This is a genomic window from Vibrio echinoideorum, assembly GCF_024347455.1.
GTDB classification, from domain to species: domain Bacteria; phylum Pseudomonadota; class Gammaproteobacteria; order Enterobacterales; family Vibrionaceae; genus Vibrio; species Vibrio echinoideorum.
Genome location: NZ_AP025484.1, coordinates 88,527 through 111,427 on the forward strand (window position 1 = coordinate 88,527; position 22,901 = coordinate 111,427).

The 22,901-nt window shown below is 40.6% G+C and carries 16 protein-coding genes and 2 pseudogenes; 7 read left to right on the plus strand and 11 right to left on the minus strand.

Annotation, left to right across the window (positions count from 1 at the left end):
• Positions 1–74: 74 nt before the first annotated feature.
• From OCV36_RS16710 to OCV36_RS16720, 3 genes and pseudogenes are all read left to right on the plus strand, one after another.
• Positions 75–605, plus strand: a complete 531-nt coding sequence (locus OCV36_RS16710) for a hypothetical protein (RefSeq protein ID WP_135458874.1) — start codon at positions 75–77, stop codon at positions 603–605.
• Positions 599–1,462 (plus strand): annotated as a pseudogene (locus tag OCV36_RS16715) (DEAD/DEAH box helicase); the annotation flags it as partial. The gene OCV36_RS16710 and the pseudogene OCV36_RS16715, both read left to right, overlap by 7 nt.
• 61 nt (positions 1,463–1,523) lie before the next feature.
• Positions 1,524–2,674 (plus strand): IS3 family transposase gene (locus tag OCV36_RS16720; RefSeq protein ID WP_226980827.1). Its coding sequence is split into 2 segments (ribosomal slippage): positions 1,524–1,767 and positions 1,767–2,674, totalling 1,152 coding nucleotides; the frame shifts between segments, so codons are not numbered across the junction.
• A 17-nt stretch (positions 2,675–2,691) separates the two neighbouring features.
• On the opposite strand, the pseudogene gspS2 reads toward OCV36_RS16720, so the two are convergent.
• From gspS2 to OCV36_RS16735, 3 genes and pseudogenes are all read right to left on the minus strand, one after another.
• Positions 2,692–2,949: pseudogene (gene gspS2, locus OCV36_RS16725) on the minus strand (type II secretion system pilot lipoprotein GspS-beta); the annotation flags it as partial.
• On the minus strand, positions 2,906–4,042 hold the full coding sequence (locus OCV36_RS16730; RefSeq protein ID WP_135459313.1) for an alanine/ornithine racemase family PLP-dependent enzyme: 1,137 nt from the start codon (positions 4,040–4,042) through the stop codon (positions 2,906–2,908). The gene OCV36_RS16730 and the pseudogene gspS2, both read right to left, overlap by 44 nt.
• Complete coding sequence (locus OCV36_RS16735) at positions 4,039–5,244, minus strand: DUF1611 domain-containing protein (protein WP_065681693.1); 1,206 nt, start codon at positions 5,242–5,244, stop codon at positions 4,039–4,041. The genes OCV36_RS16730 and OCV36_RS16735 overlap by 4 nt, the downstream gene beginning before the upstream one ends.
• A 514-nt stretch (positions 5,245–5,758) precedes the next feature.
• Between OCV36_RS16735 and OCV36_RS16740 the strand changes: the two genes are divergently transcribed.
• A complete protein-coding gene (locus OCV36_RS16740; protein ID WP_165910097.1) occupies positions 5,759–5,902 on the plus strand; it encodes a hypothetical protein in 144 nt (47 codons plus the stop codon).
• A gap of 234 nt (positions 5,903–6,136) precedes the next feature.
• A complete protein-coding gene (gene ltrA, locus OCV36_RS16745; RefSeq protein ID WP_198590918.1) occupies positions 6,137–7,609 on the plus strand; it encodes a group II intron reverse transcriptase/maturase in 1,473 nt (490 codons plus the stop codon).
• Positions 7,610–7,857: 248 nt separating this feature from the next.
• On the opposite strand, the gene OCV36_RS16750 is transcribed toward ltrA, so the two are convergent.
• From OCV36_RS16750 to OCV36_RS16765, 4 genes are all read right to left on the minus strand, one after another.
• Complete coding sequence (locus OCV36_RS16750; RefSeq protein WP_135459306.1) at positions 7,858–8,889, minus strand: SIR2 family protein; 1,032 nt, start codon at positions 8,887–8,889, stop codon at positions 7,858–7,860.
• A 204-nt stretch (positions 8,890–9,093) separates the two neighbouring features.
• Positions 9,094–10,902: an ATP-binding protein gene (locus OCV36_RS16755; RefSeq protein WP_135459308.1), complete on the minus strand. Its 1,809-nt coding sequence runs from the start codon at positions 10,900–10,902 to the stop codon at positions 9,094–9,096.
• A complete protein-coding gene (locus tag OCV36_RS16760) occupies positions 10,899–12,107 on the minus strand; it encodes a hypothetical protein (RefSeq protein ID WP_135459309.1) in 1,209 nt (402 codons plus the stop codon). Before OCV36_RS16760 ends, OCV36_RS16755 begins: the two co-directional genes overlap by 4 nt.
• Positions 12,108–12,152: 45 nt before the next feature.
• Entirely contained in the window at positions 12,153–12,722 is a 570-nt protein-coding gene (locus tag OCV36_RS16765; protein ID WP_210114743.1) for an SLATT domain-containing protein, read from the minus strand.
• Between the two features lie 438 nt (positions 12,723–13,160).
• Here OCV36_RS16765 and OCV36_RS16770 point away from each other — a divergent pair, with 438 nt between their 5' ends.
• Both OCV36_RS16770 and OCV36_RS16775 read left to right on the plus strand, forming a co-directional pair.
• Positions 13,161–14,081 carry an SIR2 family protein gene (locus tag OCV36_RS16770; RefSeq protein ID WP_048606956.1) on the plus strand — a complete coding sequence of 307 codons (921 nt, stop codon included), beginning with the start codon at positions 13,161–13,163 and terminating at the stop codon, positions 14,079–14,081.
• Positions 14,074–16,902 carry a hypothetical protein gene (locus OCV36_RS16775; RefSeq protein WP_135459311.1) on the plus strand — a complete coding sequence of 943 codons (2,829 nt, stop codon included), beginning with the start codon at positions 14,074–14,076 and terminating at the stop codon, positions 16,900–16,902. Before OCV36_RS16770 ends, OCV36_RS16775 begins: the two co-directional genes overlap by 8 nt.
• Positions 16,903–17,176: 274 nt before the next feature.
• Here the strand turns inward: OCV36_RS16775 and istB are convergent, their stop codons facing one another.
• The 4 genes from istB to OCV36_RS16795 all read right to left on the minus strand — a co-directional run bounded on the left by istB (position 17,177) and on the right by OCV36_RS16795 (position 22,810).
• Positions 17,177–17,917: an IS21-like element ISVch3 family helper ATPase IstB gene (gene istB / locus OCV36_RS16780; RefSeq protein ID WP_135459317.1), complete on the minus strand. Its 741-nt coding sequence runs from the start codon at positions 17,915–17,917 to the stop codon at positions 17,177–17,179.
• A gap of 10 nt (positions 17,918–17,927) precedes the next feature.
• Entirely contained in the window at positions 17,928–19,460 is a 1,533-nt protein-coding gene (gene istA, locus OCV36_RS16785) for an IS21 family transposase (protein ID WP_135459315.1), read from the minus strand.
• A 661-nt stretch (positions 19,461–20,121) separates the two neighbouring features.
• On the minus strand, positions 20,122–20,520 hold the full coding sequence (locus OCV36_RS16790; protein ID WP_048613662.1) for a hypothetical protein: 399 nt from the start codon (positions 20,518–20,520) through the stop codon (positions 20,122–20,124).
• Positions 20,521–20,545: 25 nt separating this feature from the next.
• The gene (locus OCV36_RS16795) at positions 20,546–22,810 is read right to left on the minus strand and encodes a hypothetical protein (protein WP_135456918.1); all 2,265 of its coding nucleotides are present in this window, start codon (positions 22,808–22,810) and stop codon (positions 20,546–20,548) included.
• Positions 22,811–22,901 lie beyond the last annotated feature (91 nt).

A 22,901-nucleotide genomic window follows, 5' to 3' on the forward strand; every position in this document is an offset into this window, starting at 1 on the left:
CTAAGATTTTCTTAGTTTTACTGATTTCTGTATACTAAGCAATCCTTAGTTTTTTGGTTGGTGTAATTTTGGAAATGAAACGGGCTCGAAGAATTAGTGCGGTCATGCACAAGTTGTTGATAGAAAATGGGTTAGATGGATTCACCGTGCTAGAAGCCAGAGATTTATGGCTATCCCTTGAGAATGTAGACTCCAATTCTGCCGAAGCTCGCAAAAAGGTGTACCGAGCAATTTTTCACTTTGAAAAGAAAACTTGGTTGCGGAGTGAGGGCTCTGGTCGGAAAAAACGTTACTTTAAAGCGGAACAATTTAAAGAGTTACATAACAATGTAACCACGAATAACCAAGCGGATAGAAAACCTAAAATACCCATTCAAAACTATTCCATTTTAAGTAATGAACGTAACGAATATAAGGGTGAATTGGAAATAATACTTGGGGAGATTGACGAGTATCAGTCAATCGTATCTCGATTCCCTGAGCTAGAGAATAAACTGGCCCCTTTGCATCAAGAGGCTAAAGAACGCGCCGCGATATTGCTCGGTAAAGTGAACGTTTTAACAAAGGTTCTTAATACTCTCTATGAAGGAAATGAACCGTGTTAAGGGGGTGGCAAAGTGAATGCTCTGACAGAGCGTTGGAAAAATATCAATCCAACTGCTCCCATTTTTTTTGCCAAGCTACACCTGGAGCAGGTAAGACAGTACTTGCCGCTAATATTGCGTCAAGGTTGTTACAAAGTGACATGGTAGATCTTGTATTGTGCTTCTCACCATCGTTGACGGTTTCTGATGGTATAAAAAGAACCTTTTCGTCGATACTTAAGTGTACGTTTAATGGTGGCATGGGATCTGTCGGGCAATCTTTAACATACCAATCTATCCAATTCCTCAATGACGAATTTTGGCAAACATTGCGGAATCACAGGGTCTTTGTTGTCTTTGATGAAATACACCATTGCTCTGGCTCTGAGGTTGAAAATGCGAACATTTGGGGGCAGCAAGTTCTCACTAAGATTCAAGGGCTTGCTACTTTTACCCTTGCACTTTCAGGTACACCGTGGCGTTCAGACTCTTTACCCATTGTGATGGGTGAGTACAGCGACCCAGACGGACAGCTTCTTGTCGATTACCAATACACTCTTAAACAAGCTATAGCTGATGGTGTTTGTAGAGCGCCCAAAATCGTCTTGGTTGATAATGAACACTTGTCTGTTAGTAGTAGCGAAAAAGTCGAATCCTTTTCATCAATATTAGAGATGCTTAAACAGACAAAAGCATCTTACCAGAGTGTTATTCACAACCAAGAGGCGATGGAATATCTACTCGGTTTAGGATGTGATCAGCTAGAAAAAGTACGTCTCAGATCACCCAATGCCGGTGGGCTGATTGTTGCAGCGTCGGTTCAACATGCGCAAACAATCAAAGAGATATTATCTCAAAAGTTTGGGCAAACCGTTTCTGATCCGCACCAGAAGTTTTGGACACTGAGTTAAGTGAGTACAATCACTAACGAGGTGAACAATGACAACTAAGAAAACACGAATTAAACATGCTCCTGAATTTAAAGCCGAAGCGCTTAAGTTAGCAGAGAAAGTCGGTGTCGCTGCCGCCGCACGACAGCTTTCGCTATATGAATCTCAAATTTATGGGTGGCGTAAAGCCGTCAAAAAAGATGCGAAAATCAGCGATAGAGAAAAGGAACTAGCCACTGAAAATGCCAAACTCAAACGATTATTGGCAGAGCAAGCTGAAGAGCTAGATATCGTAAAAAAGGCCGCCACCTACTTCGCGAAAAATCTAAAGTAGATTGCTATGAGTTTATGCTCGAACACCTGATGCAGTATAAGGTTGTCCGTATGGCTAAGGTGTTTGGGGTTTCTCGAAGTGGGTTTTATTATTGGATTGATAATCGGCATAAAGTCACCCAACGCAACGAACACCGAAAGCAGCTTGATAGCAAAGTTCGTGAAGTCTTTGATGATAAAAAGGAGCGTGATGGTGCAAGGCGCATTCAAAAAGAACTTGAAGAAAATGGTAATAAACACGATGTAAAAACCATCGCCGCGAGCATGAGGCGTCAGGGGTTAGTTGCGAAGGCCGCCCGTAAATTCAAATGTACGACAGACAGTAAGCATAGACTTCCTGTAGCCCCGAATTTGCTTGAGCAAGACTTTAATGCGACAGCACCAAACCAAAAATGGGCTGGAGATATCACTTATCTAGCGACAAGCGAAGGCTGGATGTATTTAGCCGTTGTTATCGACTTGTACTCACGGCAAGTAGTTGGTTGGTCAATGAGTACCAGAATGACCGCAACTCTGGTCTGTGATGCGCTATCAATGGCATTGTTCCGCAGAGGCATGCCAGAAGAAGTGATTATCCATAGTGATAGAGGTAGCCAATATTGTTCAAAAGACTACCGCGACTTAATCGCAGCTCATAATCTAAAGCAAAGTATGAGTAGGAAGGGAAATTGCTGGGACAACGCTTGTGTTGAAAGCTTTTTCCACTCAATGAAAGTAGAAGCCGTCCAATACGAGTCGATAATGACCCGAGAAGAGATGCGTCAAGCACTCTTTGAATACATCGAAGTTGATTATAATCGAACAAGAAGGCACAGTGCTCTTGGGTATCTAAGCCCAGTTAACTTTGAAAAACAATATGTCGCTTAATGCGGTGTCCAGTCTTACTGGAGCAGATCACAAAAAATAACGGCGACTTTTTCTACTAAGCGGTCCATATTCAAAGTTTTCTTTTTTACGAAAACAAGAGTGACACTATCGCCCTCTGACTGTGCATTTACGAGTGTGATTGAGCCTAACTCTTGTGGAAGTTGGCTTGAAATAACTGTCGCTCTATAATCGGCAAGTCCATTAGATTTTATTGGGCTTATCTGACAACCGTTAAGCATGACACTGACGAAGAGAATTACAGTTGTTCGTAGCATTATGCGCTCCTTCTTCCTTTCTTCTCCATTTAGGTGCCTTAAAATATTTATGGATATAACGTGAAGACATAGAAGATAAGAGCGCACTGTAATCTAAACTGAATGTGACTTTTTCCCCTACAAATAGTGGTTTCTGTGAGGATTCAAGGACAAGATGATCACTGGTTGAAGACATGATCTTAATCCCATTCGGAGCCTTAAGCCCGCTGACACAAACATCTTGGCGGCCTAATGCTAGAATAGCTTGTGAGACCTCCCCTCTATCTTGAAGGTTTTCTTTTTCACCAAAAGCATTTAACCCCCGACTCCCCCAAGGCAAAGTCGGTTTAGTCTTGGATTCAATCACTTCAGCGGTCAAAGAAACCGCATCCGTATGTAAGCCTTTGATATTTTCGTGCTCTAAAGGCTCACAGCCTAAAAAAATTGCTTCTCCTATACGAAGGTTATTTACTCGAGTTAAGCCTGTTCTCTGAAGAGCCCAGTTAACTGAAGCAGAATTACCCCCTGAAATAATTTCTAGACTGATCCCAAATGTAGCTTCAATTCCATCGGCAAGCTCAGAAAGAATATTCATATTTTGATCATCTGGAGCGACACCATACCGACAGGCCAAATTCGTACCAATTCCTTTTATCGTGATGTTTGGTAAAGAAATAACTTCTCGGATAAAATCAATAATATGATGGGGCATCACACCTTCTCTGAGATCGCCAAGCTCAACCATAATAATGATACCGTGACAGCAATTTTGTTGTTCTGCTGCATGTGAAAGCCTCTGAATCACTTCAACTTCAGAGTTTAAACTCATATCACTGTATTTTATTACGCTCGCCACTTGACTGAGCATGGGTGTACGTATCAGCATTTTAGGGATAGCAATGCCAGATTCAGTCATCTTTTGAAGATTTTCGATTCTTGAATCGGCTAACATTGTTGCGCCAGCATCAATAAGAACTTGTGCGATGATAGGGTGGCCGAGGAAGGCTTTTGTTACAGGCGTAACGGATATATTTTTCAGTGAGAGCTGAGAAATCAGGAACTGAGCGTTATGATGAACTTTCCCACAATCGATGTCTAACCTAGGGTAGTTCACCCTTTTTCGGCCAGTTTACTTGCTATTATAGGAAAGGCTGACGTTACGATGTGCAGTAGATGTTCAACAGGCTGTGACAAGACATCAGTAACCGGTAAACCAAATTCGGTAGTGTAAGTGTCTATCGCACAACGTGTTTCATCCAACGACATATCTTCATGATTCAGTGTTAGTCCAATAACATTGGTATTAGAAAACGTTTCGATAAGATTGATTTCTGAGGCAATCGAAGGCATTGGGCAATCAGGAAAATCACTACGATATAAACGTTTAGGGGCATGTTGCAGTATCACACCCGTTGGACAACTGCCACGTAAGATAAAAGCGCTGGTTGAAAACGCAGGGTGACTCAAGGCTCCTTGCCCTTCAATAATAATCAGATCCGGATTTTCTTTTTCATAGGCCTGTACAATGACAGATTCCAACTCACCGGCACAAAATTGTGAAGGAACAGCATCGAGTGCAACGCAGTATTGTGCGCCCTGCATAATGCCTGTTTGACCAGTGGCAATCAGAACGACGTTAAGGCCTTTTTTAGTCAGTTCATTCGCCAATATTGTTGCTGTTGTTCGTTTTCCTAGCGCGCAATCCGTCCCCATTACAGCAATTCTCGGACATTTAACGTTGTGTATTTTCCCGCTAAACGTTTTCAGATCGCCTTTATTTTTGGGTTTGCGAGTATCGAATATTCGAACGTTATTCTTTAAGCTGGCTTCTAAAAATAGAGGATCATCGGTTAGGAATTCATGTAAGCCATTTACGATGTTCATTCCTAGTGACATGGCATTTAAAATGATGCTTTTATCTAAGTCAGATAAAAAGCCACTTGATGGCGCAATGCCAAAAATGAAGTAATCAGGAATGCTTTCTGCGTGAATGATAGCTTCTTCAGCATTAGCAAGGATAGGTATTCCATTGGCTTTGTTATCAAGAACTTCACCAGCATCTAAGCCAGCAGACTCACTATCAATAACCGATAGAATACGATAGCTTAACGAATGCCTCACTAACCCGTTAGCGGTTTTACCATCAACTTTACCAAAATTACCTTCGCAATATATAATCGCAGAAGGGATGACAGGATTTACTTTTTGAGCAAGTGGTAACCAAGGTGCGAAATGGGGTACGTCGTTGTTGATTTCTACATTTTCAATTCTAGTGAGTTTGAAGATGTTTCTTAACTTTTGAGTTGAAATGGACATAATTAAAGCCTGCGGTGAGGCTTAGGAGGGCAACTAAGGAGTGCCGAGATGCGAGTTCGGAAAAGAAAAGAAGTCCCCACTAAGCGGTAGGGATAACAACCAAGGTAACACACTCACCAGACTTTTGTTGGTTATTATTCATACGCTTTCTAAGTCTATCATTTTCAGGCTTCACCCATACTAACGTGACTGATTAGAGATCTAAGACTCATTGTTCAACGTCGCCGTAGCAACCTCTCAGCTTTAAGGTTTCAAGATACTTTTCCTAATATCAGTTAAGTGAATTAGAGTTTTTGATCTAACGCGTTTTTGTCCGTGCGACCTGAGGTCGTATGAAGCGTTGTTCACCGCTTTATGAGTGAACCGTCTGTATCACCAGATGAACCTACGAGCCTGAATAAAGCAGCGGCTCGGACAATGTAACGAAACTTGGCCGTTGGGCTGAGTGGGAAAAGAATCGTGAGAGGACGTTCCTCCTGAAAACCACAATTCGGGTAAGTGCTAGGTAGTCAGTATGATGAACGTATGTGAATCCATTCAAGGTGCGTTATACGTTGAAGCAGCGGAAGTGGTTAATACGCTGTGGCCAAAAGGCAACGAGAGTTGGAAAGAGGTTGGACAGTACTTTTTCGTGATCGCCGTACTCTCCGCACTATAGTGGGCATCTAAGCTGACATTTTACGTAACATACGGAACAGGGTAAGCCTGTATCATTCCCTTTGGGAAAGCCTTTGTGGCCGATAGTGATGCAGGTATAGGAGGTCGGAAAAAGCGAAAGCTACATTGTAATGATGCAGATACAGACTTATGTCTGATCACGAAAGTGAGCCCACTTCCGACTGGTCTCCCATTGCGAGAGAATTTGAAGAACTTAATTCAAGGAGAAAAGCAAATGGTGATCTCGAAAGAGATTAGTGCATCTTCTGACGGCGCTCAATGGCAGTCCATCGACTGGAAATCCGTTGAAGCACACGTATTGAAGCTTCAAATGCGTATCGCAAAAGCAACTAGAGAAAAGAAATACAGTAAGGTGAAGTCCTTACAGTGGCTCTTGACTCATTCTCGCTCAGCCAAGCTTCTTGCGGTTAAGCGAGTCTCTCAGAATAAAGGCAGTAAAACGTCTGGAATAGACGGTGTCACCTGGAACACAGATGTACGCCGTATGAAAGCAGTCAATCAACTGAGCCGCAAGGCTTACTCTGCAAAACCACTCAAACGTATCTACATTCCCAAAAAGAACGGTAAGCTCAGGCCATTGGGTATTCCATGCATGATTGATAGAGCGCAACAAGCCCTCCACCTTCTAGCATTAGAACCAGTGTCCGAAACGCTTGCCGACCTCAATAGCTATGGGTTTAGGACAAATCGCAGCACGGCTGACGCCGTCAGTCAGTGTTTCAAATGTTTGGCTCTAAAGCGATCAGCGAAATGGGTTCTTGAGGGAGATATTAAGGCTTGCTTCGACAAAATCGGGCATCAATGGCTTATGGACAATATCACGGTAGATAAACGTATGTTAGAACAATGGTTAAAGTCTGGCTATGTGGATAAGGGTCTGTTCTATGATACCGATGAGGGTACACCTCAAGGTGGAATAATCTCTCCAACCTTGATGCTAATGACTCTCGCGGGAATAGAGCAACAAATAAAATCTACAGCCCTGAAAAAGGGGGCTAGAGCCAACTTTATCGGTTACGCGGATGATTTCGTGGTTACTTGCTCTTCAAAGGAAGTGCTAGTGAACGACATCAAACCGTTGATTGCTGGCTTTTTGGCAGAAAGAGGGTTAGCCCTCTCCGAAGAGAAAACGAAGATCACTCATATTGATGATGGCTTTGACTTTCTAGGCTTCAATCACAGGAAGTACAAAGGGAAATTGCTCATCAAGCCGAGCAAATCCAACACGTTGTTATTCTTGAGAAATCTACGAGAACTCATTAAAAAGCACGCAACCATCCCTGTTAACGATCTTATCAAGTTGATAAATCCGAAACTCAGGGGATGGGCGAATTACTATCGCCACTGTGTTGCTAAACAAATATTCGGGTATGTCGGCCACAAACTATTCCAAGCGCTATGGCACTGGGCAGTTAGACGTCATCCAACCAAGTCCAAAGACTGGGTTGTTCATAAGTACTTCCTCAATCGTAAAGGCCAGTGGCAATTTCACGGTTGGCAGAAAATCATGAACATGGACTGTCACTTCAATCTGTTCCAAATAGCGAAAGTGCCTATCGAAAGACACGTGAAAATTAGGAGTGCTGCGACCCCTTTTGACCCTCAATACCAAGAATACTTGGCGAAGAGAAAACCCAAAAGGCTAGCTCGTAACTCTTGGAACGAACCTGCTTCGACTGCTTTATAAGTTGCTGGGTATCAATGATGCCTTAGTGGAGGCTTGAGCCGTATGCAGTGAAAGTTGCACGTACGGTTCTTAGAGGGGCGACACTTGGTAACAAGTGTCGTCTACTCGACAGAACCCTCATAGGTTGAATTTTTACCTATGGAACTTTCTAGCTCAAAAGCGCCCCAAAATGAGTTGGTCTTACAAGTGAGACTAGTTTTCTTTGGTATCTATTGACCTACCAGTGCTAATTGTTGATTGGTATTTAATCACCTGTTTTTTAGAGTTATGTAGCTGTCTTTGTGTTCATTTTCTTCTTCGACTAAACGGCCAACGACATTACGCAAATCTGAGAACGTCATTGATTCAGAGAACGGTGTTTCCGGAGATGTCCAGATACAGTTTTGTGTACGATCAAACAAATCCTCAGTAGTGCGTCTAGGAAACCTAGCTAAGCTGGAATTGAAAAAGTCATTGGTATATGTGTAGTGATGAGTATGAACAAACTCTTCCCACGTATCGACCAGTGCATCTTCTTGTTGGATATCTACAAACTCAATGTCCTCCATGTTCCTTTTGTTAATGTCACCCCAAGCATCTTTAAGCATATCAATGGCTTCAACGTCGGTCTTGGGAGCACTATATCCAAAAATGGTCACTAAATACGCTTTACTTAAGTAGTTTTTTAGTGCTTTCCAATTGTTCTTGGTATAAGGATCATCATTGTAATTCTTCTTTGCAATTGGATATAAAAGCCTGCTGGGCGAAAACCACTCGTCACATTCTGGGCATCTATTGTCTACATTTCCCCCGTGCTGATGTTCCAGGCAGTATCCAACCAAGACATTGCCGTGTAAGAACGCTAAATCTGGTAAATAGGTAGTAATTTTGACGGTTCTTTGATAAGCCTGAAGTAGCAGAGGGTCCCAATTGAATGTTGCTATTAGATCCTTTTTTCTCAAAGAAAGAAGTAGAAAGTCATAGATTGTGGGTTCATCGGGGATTTCAAACTCACTGAAATAGTTCCGAATTCTAGTATCCAGTTCACTTCTTACATCTGCATATTCATCTCTTTCAGCAATTTCAGAGTAAATATCTTCTAAATTATCGCTTTGAGTGACAAGGTTTAAATCTTCGATAGCTTCACTCAACCCCAGTTTTTCCAAAAAACCATCCATTACAGAAGTTTTCATTCCGTTTTTGTCACCCCTTGGAATAGCTGCCACACTAGCGCCAGCACCAAGTAGCACGACATGAGGACGGCTTTTATAATCTCTTTCATATTCAAAGTACTTGTCCATGTTACCTCTGATATAACCTATTAAAAATCAATGTATTAGTCGCATTTCAGCTTGTTAACCAAGCTCCCTTAGCTGAAAGCTTTTTGTTTGCTGTTGTTCTTGCATTGTAAACTCTTAATAATTTGAACAATATTCGTATGACTCATTGTGTCCAGTCTATTTGGTTTTGGCATGTTGGATTTTACACCCTATAAGGTAAAAAAGTTACTCGTCTTCTTTTTTCAGTCCCCATAGTTTTGCTAAATCAACGTCATCGCTTGCAGGTCGACTTTTTTTCTCTTTTATGTAGTCAATTTGCATTACTAACGGCAAGTCAAAGGCTGTACCTGTGACAACACATGCCCCTTTTGAAAGGTTAGGTATCAAGCTCTTTGACATACGATCTAACGTGCTAATGGTGTTATCAATAAGAAACAAGTCTTTGTCATTCACTAGCCGATGAATGAAGAAGTTATGAAGTTGAGACATTATCGTTGGTGATATATCTGCTGGCCTTTGGCTGGCAAGCGTTAAGAACATGCCAAATTTACGACCTTCTTTAATAATCTCCTCAAACATTTCAAGTCTGTAATCTTTCCAAACCTCATGTTCACGGCTCGATTGTTGGGAAAGGATGTTATGAGCCTCATCGATTATGAAATGAAGAGTACTGCTTACTTTTTCCTCAACTTTCTCTCGGTGCTCTTGATAGAACATTTTCGCAAGTATCAAAGGAACGATTTTTTTGGTTGCTTGATTACATCTTCTCAGGGAAATAACATTTAAAAGTTTGAACTCGTCTCTGACGTCGTCTTTAACATCAAAAATCTTTCTAAGGTCATTAACTGCACTTTCTACTCTCTTTAATAGAGGTTGAATGTGATCAAATTGAATGTTTCCGAACAGTAAATCCCTTAATAGCTGAACATTTATCCGTACAATTAGCTCATCAAAAGCGTCAAGCTTGTCTACATCTATTTCGTCTAAAATAGGTCTTAGGTTCGTGTCAAAGTCAGCTTGTGTGTCAAAGAAGTGCCAATTGCCAGGAGCTTTAGGATCTGCGAACTTGGCTTTATCTTGATGCTTATCAAACCAAATGAAATTTTTCAGTTTATTTATAAGGGCATCATTCTGAAGATGTTTGGCGATAACTTTTAGGTGAATCAAAGACTCTTTATTTTGAGCCGGGTTAACAAGACATAAGTAGAATGTACCTACGACGAAATCTTTAACATCATCATTGTTCTTTAGCTGACTTTTTCGCTTTTCAATCACTCGATTGATGAATGGTGTTTGTGTGTTTGCAGTTGCTTGAAACAACAATGCCAAGATCTCGGTGTTCCAAATATGATCGCTTGCTAAAGGCAGTTTTTGCCCCTCTCTTTTTCCTGTGCTCAGATTGAAGGACTTCTTATTTTCAGTTTTTTTTATAAGTTGGTCACCAGTGTACTCTCCGTTGAAATCTACGAGAAGAAACTGGCTTTTACCCACTAATTGATCTTCAAAGTTACGAAATAGTTCAGCATAAAGCCTTGTTAGCGTGTTTGATTTACCACTACCAGTGTTGCCAAAAATGCCAATATGACTGTTGAAGATTTTGTCCCAAGGAAGTGAAACAGGTAGTTCTTCTTTAAGCATTGAACCAATTTTGAATCTACCATCGTTTGCCTGACTAAAGACCTTGGTTACTTGAGACTCATTAAGCAGGTAAGCTTCATCCTTTATCATGGGCATTAATTTGACACCCTCTTTGAACTGATTCTGTTCAAAGTAACCAATAGGTTTGGCTTCTACTTTTCGGATGTATTGAATCTTGTTGTCGTCAAATTCGAACCTTTTTTCATCTAAGTACTCACCCTCGACGATACAAACAATTAGGCAAAAACCTCGTTTAATCCCAATATACTCGCGTATCGAAACACCTTTGTATTTCTTTCCGTCATAGAACATCGTTTCAAGACTAGACTCATCAAAGATTCGCAGCGTAATCTGTGTCCCACGAACCGCAATGACCTCACCTACGTTAATACTCATTGCGTCACGTCCCTTAAGATTTCTGCGTTAAACACGTCTGTATTAAATGCGGTGAAATCTAAAACTTTATCTTCAAAGTGGATTAAGGCTACGTTTTTATAGCCACCAAAGAACTCCTGCATAGTTTTATGCTCTTTTTCGTTGAAGCAACAAATAAAAACTTGCAGTGAATGGTTGGATAATGAACGCTTAACTAGATTGCGAATGTGCTCATCTGCGAATGAAAAAGCGAAACTGATTAAAACTGAGTTCTGTTCTTCCAAGCTGTAGCTAAGCAATCGCAGCATTTGGTAGTAGTGCTCTTCAAAGACTGTTTCGTGAAACTTCCACTTTGTAGGGTTAACAATGGGTAGCTTATTGTATGTATTCCAAAACGCATCTCGGTTATCTTCACTTAATTCAAATTGAGCTTCTAGTAGATCTGTTGTTTTCTTACCCTTATGGTTAATAATCTCATCAAACTGTTCTAGAGCTTCTTCAGCCGCTTCTGGGATCACAACTGTACGTTCGAGATTGTTATAATCAACTTTAATGGTGTCTTCCGATTTCTGCCAATAGCCGGAACCATGTAGATTGATAAAGTTGATTTGTGGTATATCAGACGAGTTTCTACCAAATACACCAGTTTGGCATAGGTAGTAGTTGAAATTTCGAGCAGAGAGAGTTCGTTCGATAAAACCGCTAGCTCCGTCATTTATATGGAATTCTAAATACCCTTTCTTGATTAAATCATCGGCAATCAGGGGGATACAACCATCATAATTTGTAGTAAAGAGGTTACAACGCTTCTCAAAATGTTTCTTATGCTGAAGAAGACGAACAATAGACTCAATAAAAGCTTCGTAGTTTATTAATACACTCTTTTTTGTATCAAACTCTTTACATATCTCACAACTGGGCTCCCCAGAGCATTGATGCTCTCGAACTGCTTGAACATCACTGGTCTTGAACTGACATATTGGCTTAATGATCCGTTCGTAGTAGTACATAAACAACAATGTATGATGATTCTTATATCGGGAGTCTTTCTCCGCAAGCTTGTCTAGCTTGGTTGCTAGTGTCTCGATAGTTTCTTTTTTAGTTTCATCATCTGAATCTATTAGCGGTAACCAGAGAGTAGGGAACAAACCACTAGAGGCGCCGGAACCAATAAGAAAATTGAGTTTACGTTGGTAGATTTCTGTTAAATGTATGCTTGTTGCCATTTAGGGTGATTCCTCTTGGCGAAATATAATGCACTGTAATCAGTGTCAGGCTGCCACGGAGAAAAACATTATGATGAAAAATAACGTTATCAAAACGTGACCATACTGGTTTGTTCGAGTTGGGTTGTGTGGAGTCAACAACGAATCTTCTGACAGGTTATTCCACTCTTTAATAACTGAGTTAATGTGCGTAGACAGCTCACTGTTCTGCAGTAGACCCATCTTTTGTTTGAGTTGTAGCTCTTCGATATCCCGAGCTAAGTTGGCGTAGCGAGCTCCTGATGAACGATGCATTTCAGCCCTTTCTCCGAATCTAGCTTGGCTCACTATTCCTGAGATTACCGCTGCGATACACCCAATGAAAATGACAATGTGTTGTTTAGTAATACACCAAAACAAAACTTGTTCAGGATTGTGAGTGAAAAACGAAAAAGCTGTAACAAATATAGTTGAATAGATGAGCACGTAGCCAAGGAGTTGCGACAAATCGAAGAGCTTCTCTGCTCTCTTATAATGACCATCACGAGCATCTTTACAACGTTGTAGCCACGACACCAATGCGCTCTCAACCGGAGGCGCTGTATTTTCACTTTGTTCTATAACTTCTTCTTGCATCGTTTATAACTTGTTGAACTTAAAAGAGGGCAGTTTACTAGATGTTCAGTTCTTTTGATATGCAATCAAGTTAAAATGCCATCTATTGTCTATTCTGTTCGACAAAGTGAACTTATTGCGAGGGATATTCTATGGCGGTATTAAGTGATGATGTAGATTGTGTGTTGATAAATCTGGTATTTGGATTTTTCACTTGAAAAAACGGGAGTACCATACATTCTTTCCAGGTTTGTTACAGTCGGCACTTTGCTAACTTCAACGTGCCTTAAAGCTTTCGCATGTAACATTTCAGATAGCTGTTCTTTGACCAAATTTTACTAATCCTGCATTATGCGCATAGTGGCTATTAACAGACATAGAAAAACAATAGCCTGACTCTAGACAAACCTTTAAAAAGGTCTAATTGAATGTTCAATTTTCTGGGAAGATTTGTGTAAAATGACAGACCAGCTTGAAGCCCTCCCTCCAGTTCCAGATGAAATAGTTAATGCCGCGCAAAATGGGAATTTAGTACTTTTTGTTGGAGCTGGCGCTTCCATGATGGTTGGAATGCCATCATGGGGAGGCCTTGCTTATGATGCCCTTCGTAGCTTAGTCGATAATGGATTTATTGATTATGCAGAGCTTGAACAGCTAAAGAAATTAGACCCCAAGAAACAGCTTTCCATCGCTGATTTCATTAGCCAAGAAAATGGTCAAAATTTAGATCTTAGATCTAACCTTAAAGCTCGATTTGAAAGCTCTATTTACCCCAATATTAATTCAATTAAGGCCACATGTGTCACTACGAATTATGACCATGAACTTAATCCTGATCCTCTTGAAGAACAGTCTGAAAAAGAGACAAAACAAAAGGTTAATCGAAAGTCTGGCGTAGCAAATTTAAATGCAGCAGATCTCAAAGAACCAGGGACAGTTATTCATTTGCATGGTGATATTGAAAAACCTGAAACTATGATAGTTACGACTCGTGATTATCTCGCTCATTATGACGAGAAGAATGTACAGCATTTCTTAGCAGAGTTGTTTGAAAATTATGTGGTGCTATTTATTGGCTATGGTCTTGAAGAGTCAGAAATTCTAGAACATATTTTGAGGCGTTCAGGTGTCAAAGAGCTGGACAATAAACGACAACGTTTTTTGCTTCAACCATTCTTCAGAAGTGAACAACCTCTTTATGATAGGTTAAAGGTTTACCATCAAAGGTCATTTGGTGTTCACCTGATTGGTTATACGAGAGATGAAAAAGACTATCAGCAGCTTGAACATGTAGTAGAGCATTGGTCTAGTAAGTTAAGTGTTCAGCCACCCGCTTTGGTTGATGATATTGCGTTGATGGATAGGATATTAAATGATTAGTGAGCTATCACAAGATGAACTAATGGTTCTAGAGCGAGTCATTGCAAAGCCTGAATTGCAGCCGCATTTTTTCTCTAAGGTAAAGAGCCTGAAATGGTTTAAGGCCTTTAGTGAAAAAGGGCTACTGGCCCCACCTCTAAACCCTAGTCCCGTAAATACCGAAGGAAATTACTGGAACACTCCTTCTTGGCCTATTACTCAATACTTAGTTTCCTCATCCCAGCACCTTTGCGATCAGGATAATGAGGGTTATGCCAAGTTATATTTACAGTTAATTGTAGATGTAACGACATATGCTTCTGAGCATAGCTTTAGCAACTATCGTACGTGGTGGCAATTTGCAAAGATATTAAGAAATATTCCGTCAGATTTAATATCGATTTCGGAAGTAGAGATTATCTCTTACTGGCTTTCTGATCGATTTGATAGTCGACTAGTAAGTAATGAAATTGGCGACTGGGTCGTTGACTTACTAGAAGTACCAAATGCGCATAACAACAAACTTACACTTAAAATTTTTGATTTTTTATTTGATATTTCTTCTACAGAAAGCAAAATATCTTCAGAAAAAAGTGAGCCTAGACTTAATATGGATGGTTACACGGCCAACTCAATCGCTGAAAAATCAGCGAAAAAAGCGGGGGAACTTTTAGGGCTTGAAGTTGTTGAATTGTTTGAAAGTAAGTTTAAACAAGCTATTGATATTGAAGGAAACGACCAATGGTCTGTTATTTGGCGACGTGCTGTTGAAGAGCATGAACAAAACTCAAGTCGTAATGATGTTGAAGCAATTACGCTCAAACTTTTTCGAGATGCATTACTAGGTTACTGCAATGTAAGCCATGACGAAGCTGTAAACATTAAGCTTTGCAGTATGCTGGATAATAGATATCAAATAATTCAACGTGTTGCCATCTACATTGCAGGTGAATTTTTCATCAAACTATCAAGAGAATTAAGAGGAAAGCTCCTTAATGAAGGCTTTTTCAGTGATCACTATCGTCACGAGCTTTGGCATTTCTTAAAGGGTAATTTCATTAACTTGACGGCTGATGAAAAAAAACAAGTTCACGATGTGATTTCCAAACTGGTTTATACAGATGAATCGGGTGGTATCGAATCGAAGCCAACGGCATATCGACAGTCTATTTGGTATTATTCTATTAAAGAACAAGACGAAGAAGCCAAAGTCTTATATGAAATATGCACAGAAATAACAGGTAAAGAACCTGATCACCCTGATTTTTCAAGTTACATGAGTGTTGGAACAGTTCAACACGAGTCACCTATAGAGATTAATGAGCTATTAGTACTGCTGAAAACACCAGAGGAGCTGGTTAAGTCTCTTAATGATTACAAATCAAAAGGACACTTTCGTGAACCTGGAATCGAGGGGTTAGTAAAAAAATTCGGCGAATTAGTCACGCTAGAATGCGATACTATTTTAAGTCATTCTGAACACTTGATTCAATTGAAGCCTTATTACTTACATGAGCTATTTTCAGTATATTCAAGCCTCTGGGAAGCTAAAAAAACGTTAGATTGGGATTCTAGATGGAATGAAATTTTAGCATTTTCAGAAAAATTATTGGTAATAGATAACTTCTGGAATGATGACGGCAGTAACAGCGAAGGCGCTTTCATCGGTAATGTTAATTGGGTTATTGGCACATTAAGCAGATTGATTGAATCGGGATGTAAGAGTGACTCCCATGCTTTCGGAATAGATAAATCTAGTCGTGCCAAACGTGTTCTTGAACTGATTTTAGAACGCCAACCAGGGGAAGAGTTTAATCTTGATTCAGATGCTGTATCTATTGCTATCAATAGTCCGCGGGGACGTTGTTTAGAGGCTTATGTCAACCTAGCGCTATATGAGTGTAGAAACTCAAACAAAGAAACGACTCAACATTCAGAAGTATGGGGCGCCTACGAACCTATTTTTGCTCGTGAATTAGATAAACCAGACTCCGTAAATGAGTATGAGTTTGCTGCGATTGTAGGAACCTATATTTCTAACTTTATCTATTTATCAGAAGAGTGGACTCTTACAAATCTAGATAAGATATTTGACCGATCGAATTTGCAACGCTGGCTGTGCGCGATACAGGGTTACAGTTATGTAAGTCACTTGAGGCCAGAAATTTATGCTCTATTTAGAAAGCATAATTATTTTGAACTGCTTCTAGACAGCAAATACCTTAAAGATGAAACCAAGAATCGATATATCGAATTTGTTTGTGTGGCTTGTATTCATGAATTAGAAAAGGTTGATGAACAAGCCGGATCGATTGCTCTCCTGATAAGACGAGCTAATTACTCTGAGTTGGAGACGATGGTTTGGTTTTTTTGGACACAAAGAGATAGTCAAGAAATAAAGATTAGAGAAATAGTGTTCTCCTTGTTCCCTTCATTAGTTGCACTGATAAATCCTAGTACGAATAAAGGGAAACAATTTGCATCAAGGTTGTCATTGTGGTCTGAATTCATTGACGAAATTGATAAGCAGTCAAAAAACTGGTTGATGAGCATCGCCCCTTATGCTGGGTATGATTACAACGCTGATACATTAGTTGAAAATTTAGCGCGTCTAAGCGACAAGTATCCGCAGGATACATACGAAGTTTGGAAGGAGGCGCTTTCTCGTCCTTGTTCTATATATTCGGATGAAAGCATTAAAAAACTGTTTGTTAATCTAATTAACATGGGCGCAGATGGTGAGCGTTACGCCAAAGATATTGCTGATGAATATTTAAGACTAGGCGACTCTAGGCAGGTTAGTTTATATCAAGAAGTAGTAAATGAAATTGAGGGTGAATAGTTATCAACTTAGTATGTCCAGCGGAATACTGAGGTTGGCCGCGAGGTTAGACGTTTTCCAATACCTTAGGAAATCCGTTAAGTGCTAATTTATCAAAGCCGCAAACTCAGTTTTGTCCAAAAGCTTCTTAGGTTGAATTTTCATCCGTTTGTGATTTTCATCCGTGGTGCTTTTGGGCTCGAAAGTGCTCTAAAATGCGTATTTCGGTGATTGCGATCGCTCGTTTCGGTTTATTCCGATCACCTGATCCTACCGTTTTTCTCTCTTCTTATTTTTACTCTAAGTGATCGGATTGCGCCAGTTTTCTCATTGACTCACCTCCCAGTTCTATTCTATGACTATTGTGTACTAACCGATCCATTAGCGCGTCCGCGACGGTGGCGTTGCCGATCATGTTGTACCACTCCCTTACAGGTAACTGGCTGATGACGATTGTGCTGCTGTTTTGATAACGCTCTTCCAGCACTTCTAATAAGTGACCCGCATGCTCTTGAGTGAGTTTTTCCATCCCCCAGTCGTCGAGGATCAGTAAGGTTTTCTTAGCCAGCGATTGGAGTTGCTTTTGATAGCTACCATCCAGACGACCAGCGGTCAGGTCGTCAAGCAAGCGAGTTAATCGGTAGTACTTAACCGTTTGTTGTTGGTCACAGGCGCTGGTTGCCAGTGCGCAGGCAAGATACGTTTTGCCTGCGCCTGTTGGGCCTGTAACCAAGATGTTCTGGTGTTTGTATAGATAACTGCCCGTCAGAAGTTCGCTCATCTGTTTACGATTGAGGTTTCGTCCCTCCTTATAGATGAGTTGGCTCGGCTGCGCATCTACTCTCAGCTTGGCTTGTCGTTTTAAGCGTTGGATTTTGCTCTGATTGCGATTCAAGATCTCGCTTTCCAGAAGTAGGCTTAGCCTTTCCTCGAAGTCCAGTTCTGCGTAGGTGGTCAGTTGCTCTTGCTGCTGCTCTAATGCTTTCGCTACATGGCTCAAGCGTAGGGTTTTGAGTTGGTCGTTCAGTGCATTCATATCCTTTCTCCTAGTGATAACTGTTCGGGCCACGAACATTGCTATGAACAAGATTTGGCGTACTCGTGTTGTCTTTACTCAGTTGTCCTTCACGATTGTTTTTCAACAAATTGCTGATGAAGGTGTAATTGGATTTTGTCAGCATCAGCGCATCTTTACAGGCTTGCTCTAGGCGCGATTCGCCATAGGTTTTACTGAGGCTGAGCAAGCCAAGGCAGGAACGATAAGACTGCTCTGGATGAGGCTTGGAGTTCAGCATCTTATTGACGACTTCTCGTGTGGCTGGGCCGATATTGGCTCCCCAGCTAAGCAAGCGCCCTGGCGACCACTTCTGATGTTGATGGTTGCTTGGCATGTGCTCTGGTTGGGTGCTGTTTCCTCGCTCTCTTTGGCTACGTGGATGCTGGGCCACCAAGTTACCTTGATGGTAGATCTGCACCAGGCGATTAGAGGCTTCCAACTCGACATGGTGACCAACAAGTTGATGGGGAACCGAGTAGTAATGACGGCGATATTCGATGTGATAGTCAGGGCCAACTTTGGCTCGTTTAGTTTCGGTATACAGGTAACGCTGCCTAGGCAGTGGCTTTAATGCAGGTTTGTCGAGTTTATCGAACAGCGCTTGGCGGCTGGCGCCATACTGTTTCATCTCACGCTGATTTAACTCATTCATGAGTTCACGGATGGCGAGATTCAACTCTTTAAAAGTGTGGAAGGCTTGGTGTCGCAACCGCATCATGATCCAGCGTTCTACTAGGAGCACGGCATTCTCTGCCTTGGCTTTGTCTTTCGGTTTGTAGGGGCGAGCAGGCATCACGGCTGTTTGATAGTGATTAGCCAGCTTTTGATAGCTGTCGTTCAGTCTCGGCTCATAACGATTGGCTTTGGTGACTGCGCTGCGTAGGTTATCGGGAACTAAGAGTTGTGGTACGCCACCGAAGTGTTCGAACGCATTCGCATGCGCCTCTAACCAGTAGGGCTTCCCTTGGCTGGGGAAGGCTTCAACATAAGTGTAATTGGACGCGCCTAAAGTCGCGACGAACACCTCCGCTTCGCGCACTTCGCCTGTGTCAGGGTTGACCACCTGAAGCCGAGGCCCACAGTAATCGATAAACAGTTTATCACCTGCAACATGAAGCTGGCGCATGCTGCGTTTTTGGGTTTTGAACCAACGAGTGAAGTGCTCGCAGAACTGAGTGTAAGCGTAAGCTTGCTCTTGATATTGCTCATGATACTCCTGCCAGAGCAGCATCTTTGTCATACCTTTACGCCTGAGTTCGACTGCGTATTGAGTGAAGTCTGGCATAACTTTATCTCGACTGACTTTCTTGCCGTGATACAGCGTCTGTGTGAGATCTGCATCGCTGCAACTGTCGGGTAGAGGCCAACCAAGTTGGCTTTGTTTAAAGCGAGTAAGGAGTTCTGATACGGTGGACGGGCCGAGTTTAAGGCAAGAAGCGATACCACGATTTGAGAGACCGCAGTCGTATTTAAGGCGTAATACCTCTTTGATTTTGTTCATTGGAGTTCTCTTTTTGGCCATTGTCGCTTCCTTTCCTTCTTGTTTAAGAAGTAAAGAATAGCGAGCTATTGATTTAAAAGAGAAAAAGGAAGGATTTCGGCCATTACGATCGCGGTTTTCGCTATTCCGATCACCGATTTCGGAGTTTGACTAAAAGTGATCGGATAATCGCGGAATCAGTGATCGGTTTAAACCGAAATGGGTGATCGGATAATCCCGAAATGACTGATCGGAATGCTCCGAAATATGCACTCTAAAACACGTCAGGTACATTACTCATATATTCGAGAAATATAAAAACGATACACATGATACGTTAACTTTGAGTACCGTTTTTATGGATGTAAAAACTAAATCGAAAGAGACAAACAAGCCCAAAAAGAGAAACTAGAACCCCAAGGCCATTAGAATCGTCATGACTACCTCTACCAGAGTTGGACGCAGGTTCACATCAACTTAATCAGATAAGCCAAAGTTCATCGTTTGACCATTTGAGGACAAGATTTCGGCACTGCTCCGAGTCCGATACTATTTGTAATGATGCTATTCTTCTAGTCATTCCTTCTAGGTTACAAAAGTGCTCTAACCGACGTTGAAAATACTCTGTAATTGAGCAAAGGCAAGTCTTGAGAGATTTGCCTTTCTTTTCTCAGCTACTACTACTTTCTTTTCTCAGCTACTACTACTTTTGTTGCTCAGCTTTAATCTCGCGCAACAGTTGCATTAGAAGTGGGGATGTAGAGGCTTTATCAATAAGTTGAGTATAAAAAGCTGTAAAGGTATCTATCTTATGTTGAAGATGCTCAATTTCATGGTGCTGCCTTTCAAGACGCTCAAGTTGTTCAGCTTCACTTACAGTTATACTTACAAACTTTTCTTTCACACCTCTTAGGCGTTGTTTAGATAGGTCATAGGCAGATTTTATAGAGCTGTAGGTATTCAACGTCTGCCGTGTTGTTTTTATTTTTAAGTCGGACTCTATACTTTCAATAAGTAACACCCATGTTAGTTTACCATTCCATGTTGCGATCAGTCGCTCGATTTTTCTGACTTGTGATGTATTGAGTGAAGGTAATGCCATTGTAATTTCCTTATATACGCTCTTTTTAAATCAAATCCAATAACTCATCCATAAAGCTATCGTTATGATTTTCTTGCACGACCTCAGAAAGGGCCTGCTTTAAATCTGAATCAGCATCTCTCAGTGTGAATTTTTTCGTATCAATGGTTTTTAGCTGCAAATCTGAAATTCGAAATTCCAGCCTATCTAGAATCACTCGAATAATTGCCCCTTTAGGAATGTTTGTAGATTCCATCACTTCAATTAATTTGGATAGTAAGGCTGTATTTTTTTTGTGGTTTTTATATGCTTGTTTTTTTGCAGTGCTTGAAGGAAAACCTGAACTGCAAAGCAGTTTTTCCAGCCTGCGAGTCTGAAATAAAAGATCGTCTTTTAAAAATTCTATAGCTTTGGTGTCATGTGCTATGTGGCAGGCTTGTTTGCAAAATGTGCACTGTGATATGAAATCATTCATATACATACAAGGCATTATTGATAGGTCTTGCGTACAGAATCCAACACTTGTAGTTGAAGCTATATGTGGGCTTTGTTCACGTAGTTCTTGATACTTCGCCATTGATAATAGCCGTATAGACTTCTCCTCCTCCAAGTCTTCTTTGAACATGATTCCTGCGATCTCACTAGAACGTTCCTCTTCTGAAGTGTGTATATAGTGAAGTAGGTGCTCGGGAGAGGATCTTCCAGCCCACAAGTTTAATATTCTGTGAGGAATCCCTTTTTTCTCTCCATAATCGCTTAGATAGTGTCGAAACTGATGCGGGGTGATTGAAAATGAAGAAGCAAATCCATGTCGTTCAAAAATTGACCTGTGATTTTTCATCGTTTTTAGTTCGCGTGAAATTATATTTGATAATGATACTCCTTTCACTATCGAATAAAATGAAGCTGCACCAGGGTAACTAGCTCTAGCGGAGAAAAAAAGCTGGTTACCAGTAAAGGTAAATAATGCTTTGTCGAGTTTAGTTTGATTACTTGCAAAACACATGAAAGGAAACGTCTCATAGTTACGCTTAAAGAAACAGATCCAAGCATCCTGTAACTCTTTGATTGTTATGGTTGACTGCTCCTTTCCTACTATTCGAGTTATATCCCTTTTTTTTATCATGCAGCCAAAGAGCAGGTGTGATGACTTTTCGGAGAGCGTAATCACATCATGGTCGCCTAATGTTGAAAGAAACGACAACTTTGTACTAACTCCCTTCCCGAGGTTTTCATGGGACAATTTGGGTACAAAAACAGAATGATCTAATGGATAAAATCCAATGATCAAACCTAACTGGAATAAATTTAAGGGCTTATCTATAGATAGGTTTAACTTATCAATTCGGGAGCTTTGCTCTCTAGTTTTAATGGGCATTATTTCAGAAAGCTTCGCCGAAGGATCGTTATAATATCGGGCTAAAATTCTTCCTGGCTCTGTAGCAAACGTAATGTACTTCAATACACGCTGAACAGGATCACTCATACCACTCAAAATATGAGTGAAATTACCAATAAAACCTTTAGAGCCTTGTGTCCCAAGCTGATGAATAGTATTACCTTTCTCATCAGTCACTGCTTGTAGCTGCTGTTTCGGCAATGTAATAAATTCAGACGCTAAGCGAGTAGGTGTACTGATACCCAACGTTGATATTGTACAAACAAAAGCATCGCGTTGTTGAGTAGTGGCGGAAACGTCCCACTTTTTATTATTATTTGGAATGACTTGGTTAGTAATTTCTGAAAGTGCTATTATTATTTCTTCATTTGGTTTTTTCTTCTGGTTTTTATATAGCTGATCATATCCGTCATTAGTATCTTTAAAACTAGGAGCCTTAATCGATGGATTACAAAGCTTATTTGATATAGCCCATCGTAAAAATGCCGCACAATCTTTCTTATGTTGAGTTCTTAAACTGGAATTATTATAAAACCTATCTACGTCATTTAGTGTGAGATTTCCGATGGTTTTTTTTACATGTGAAAAAAAACATCGTAATGAAAGAAATATGGAACAAACTCTACCTGCATGATTTACACTATTGTTTACAGTTTTATTAATATATAAAGCTATGATTTTTCTATATTCTAGGCTTAATTCCCACTCAGTCTTGAAGTTTGACTTTTTTATTCTGTTTGTCGTAGCCTTGCTGTCGTCAGTAAAAATAAGATTAACCTTAATATGGTTATCACTTTGATATACCCAAATAAGCTCATCCAAAGATGCTGGTTCTCCATTGAAATTTGTAAGCTTTTTCGACCAGGAGTTTATTGTTAGAATTTTTTCAAAGTTATTTTCGTATTTATTCATAGTTACTACTCTCAATATCTACGGTAATTTAGTTTTCATTTATACTTTTACGTCGGTCGCACTCTATTATTATATATTTTATTGTTGTAAT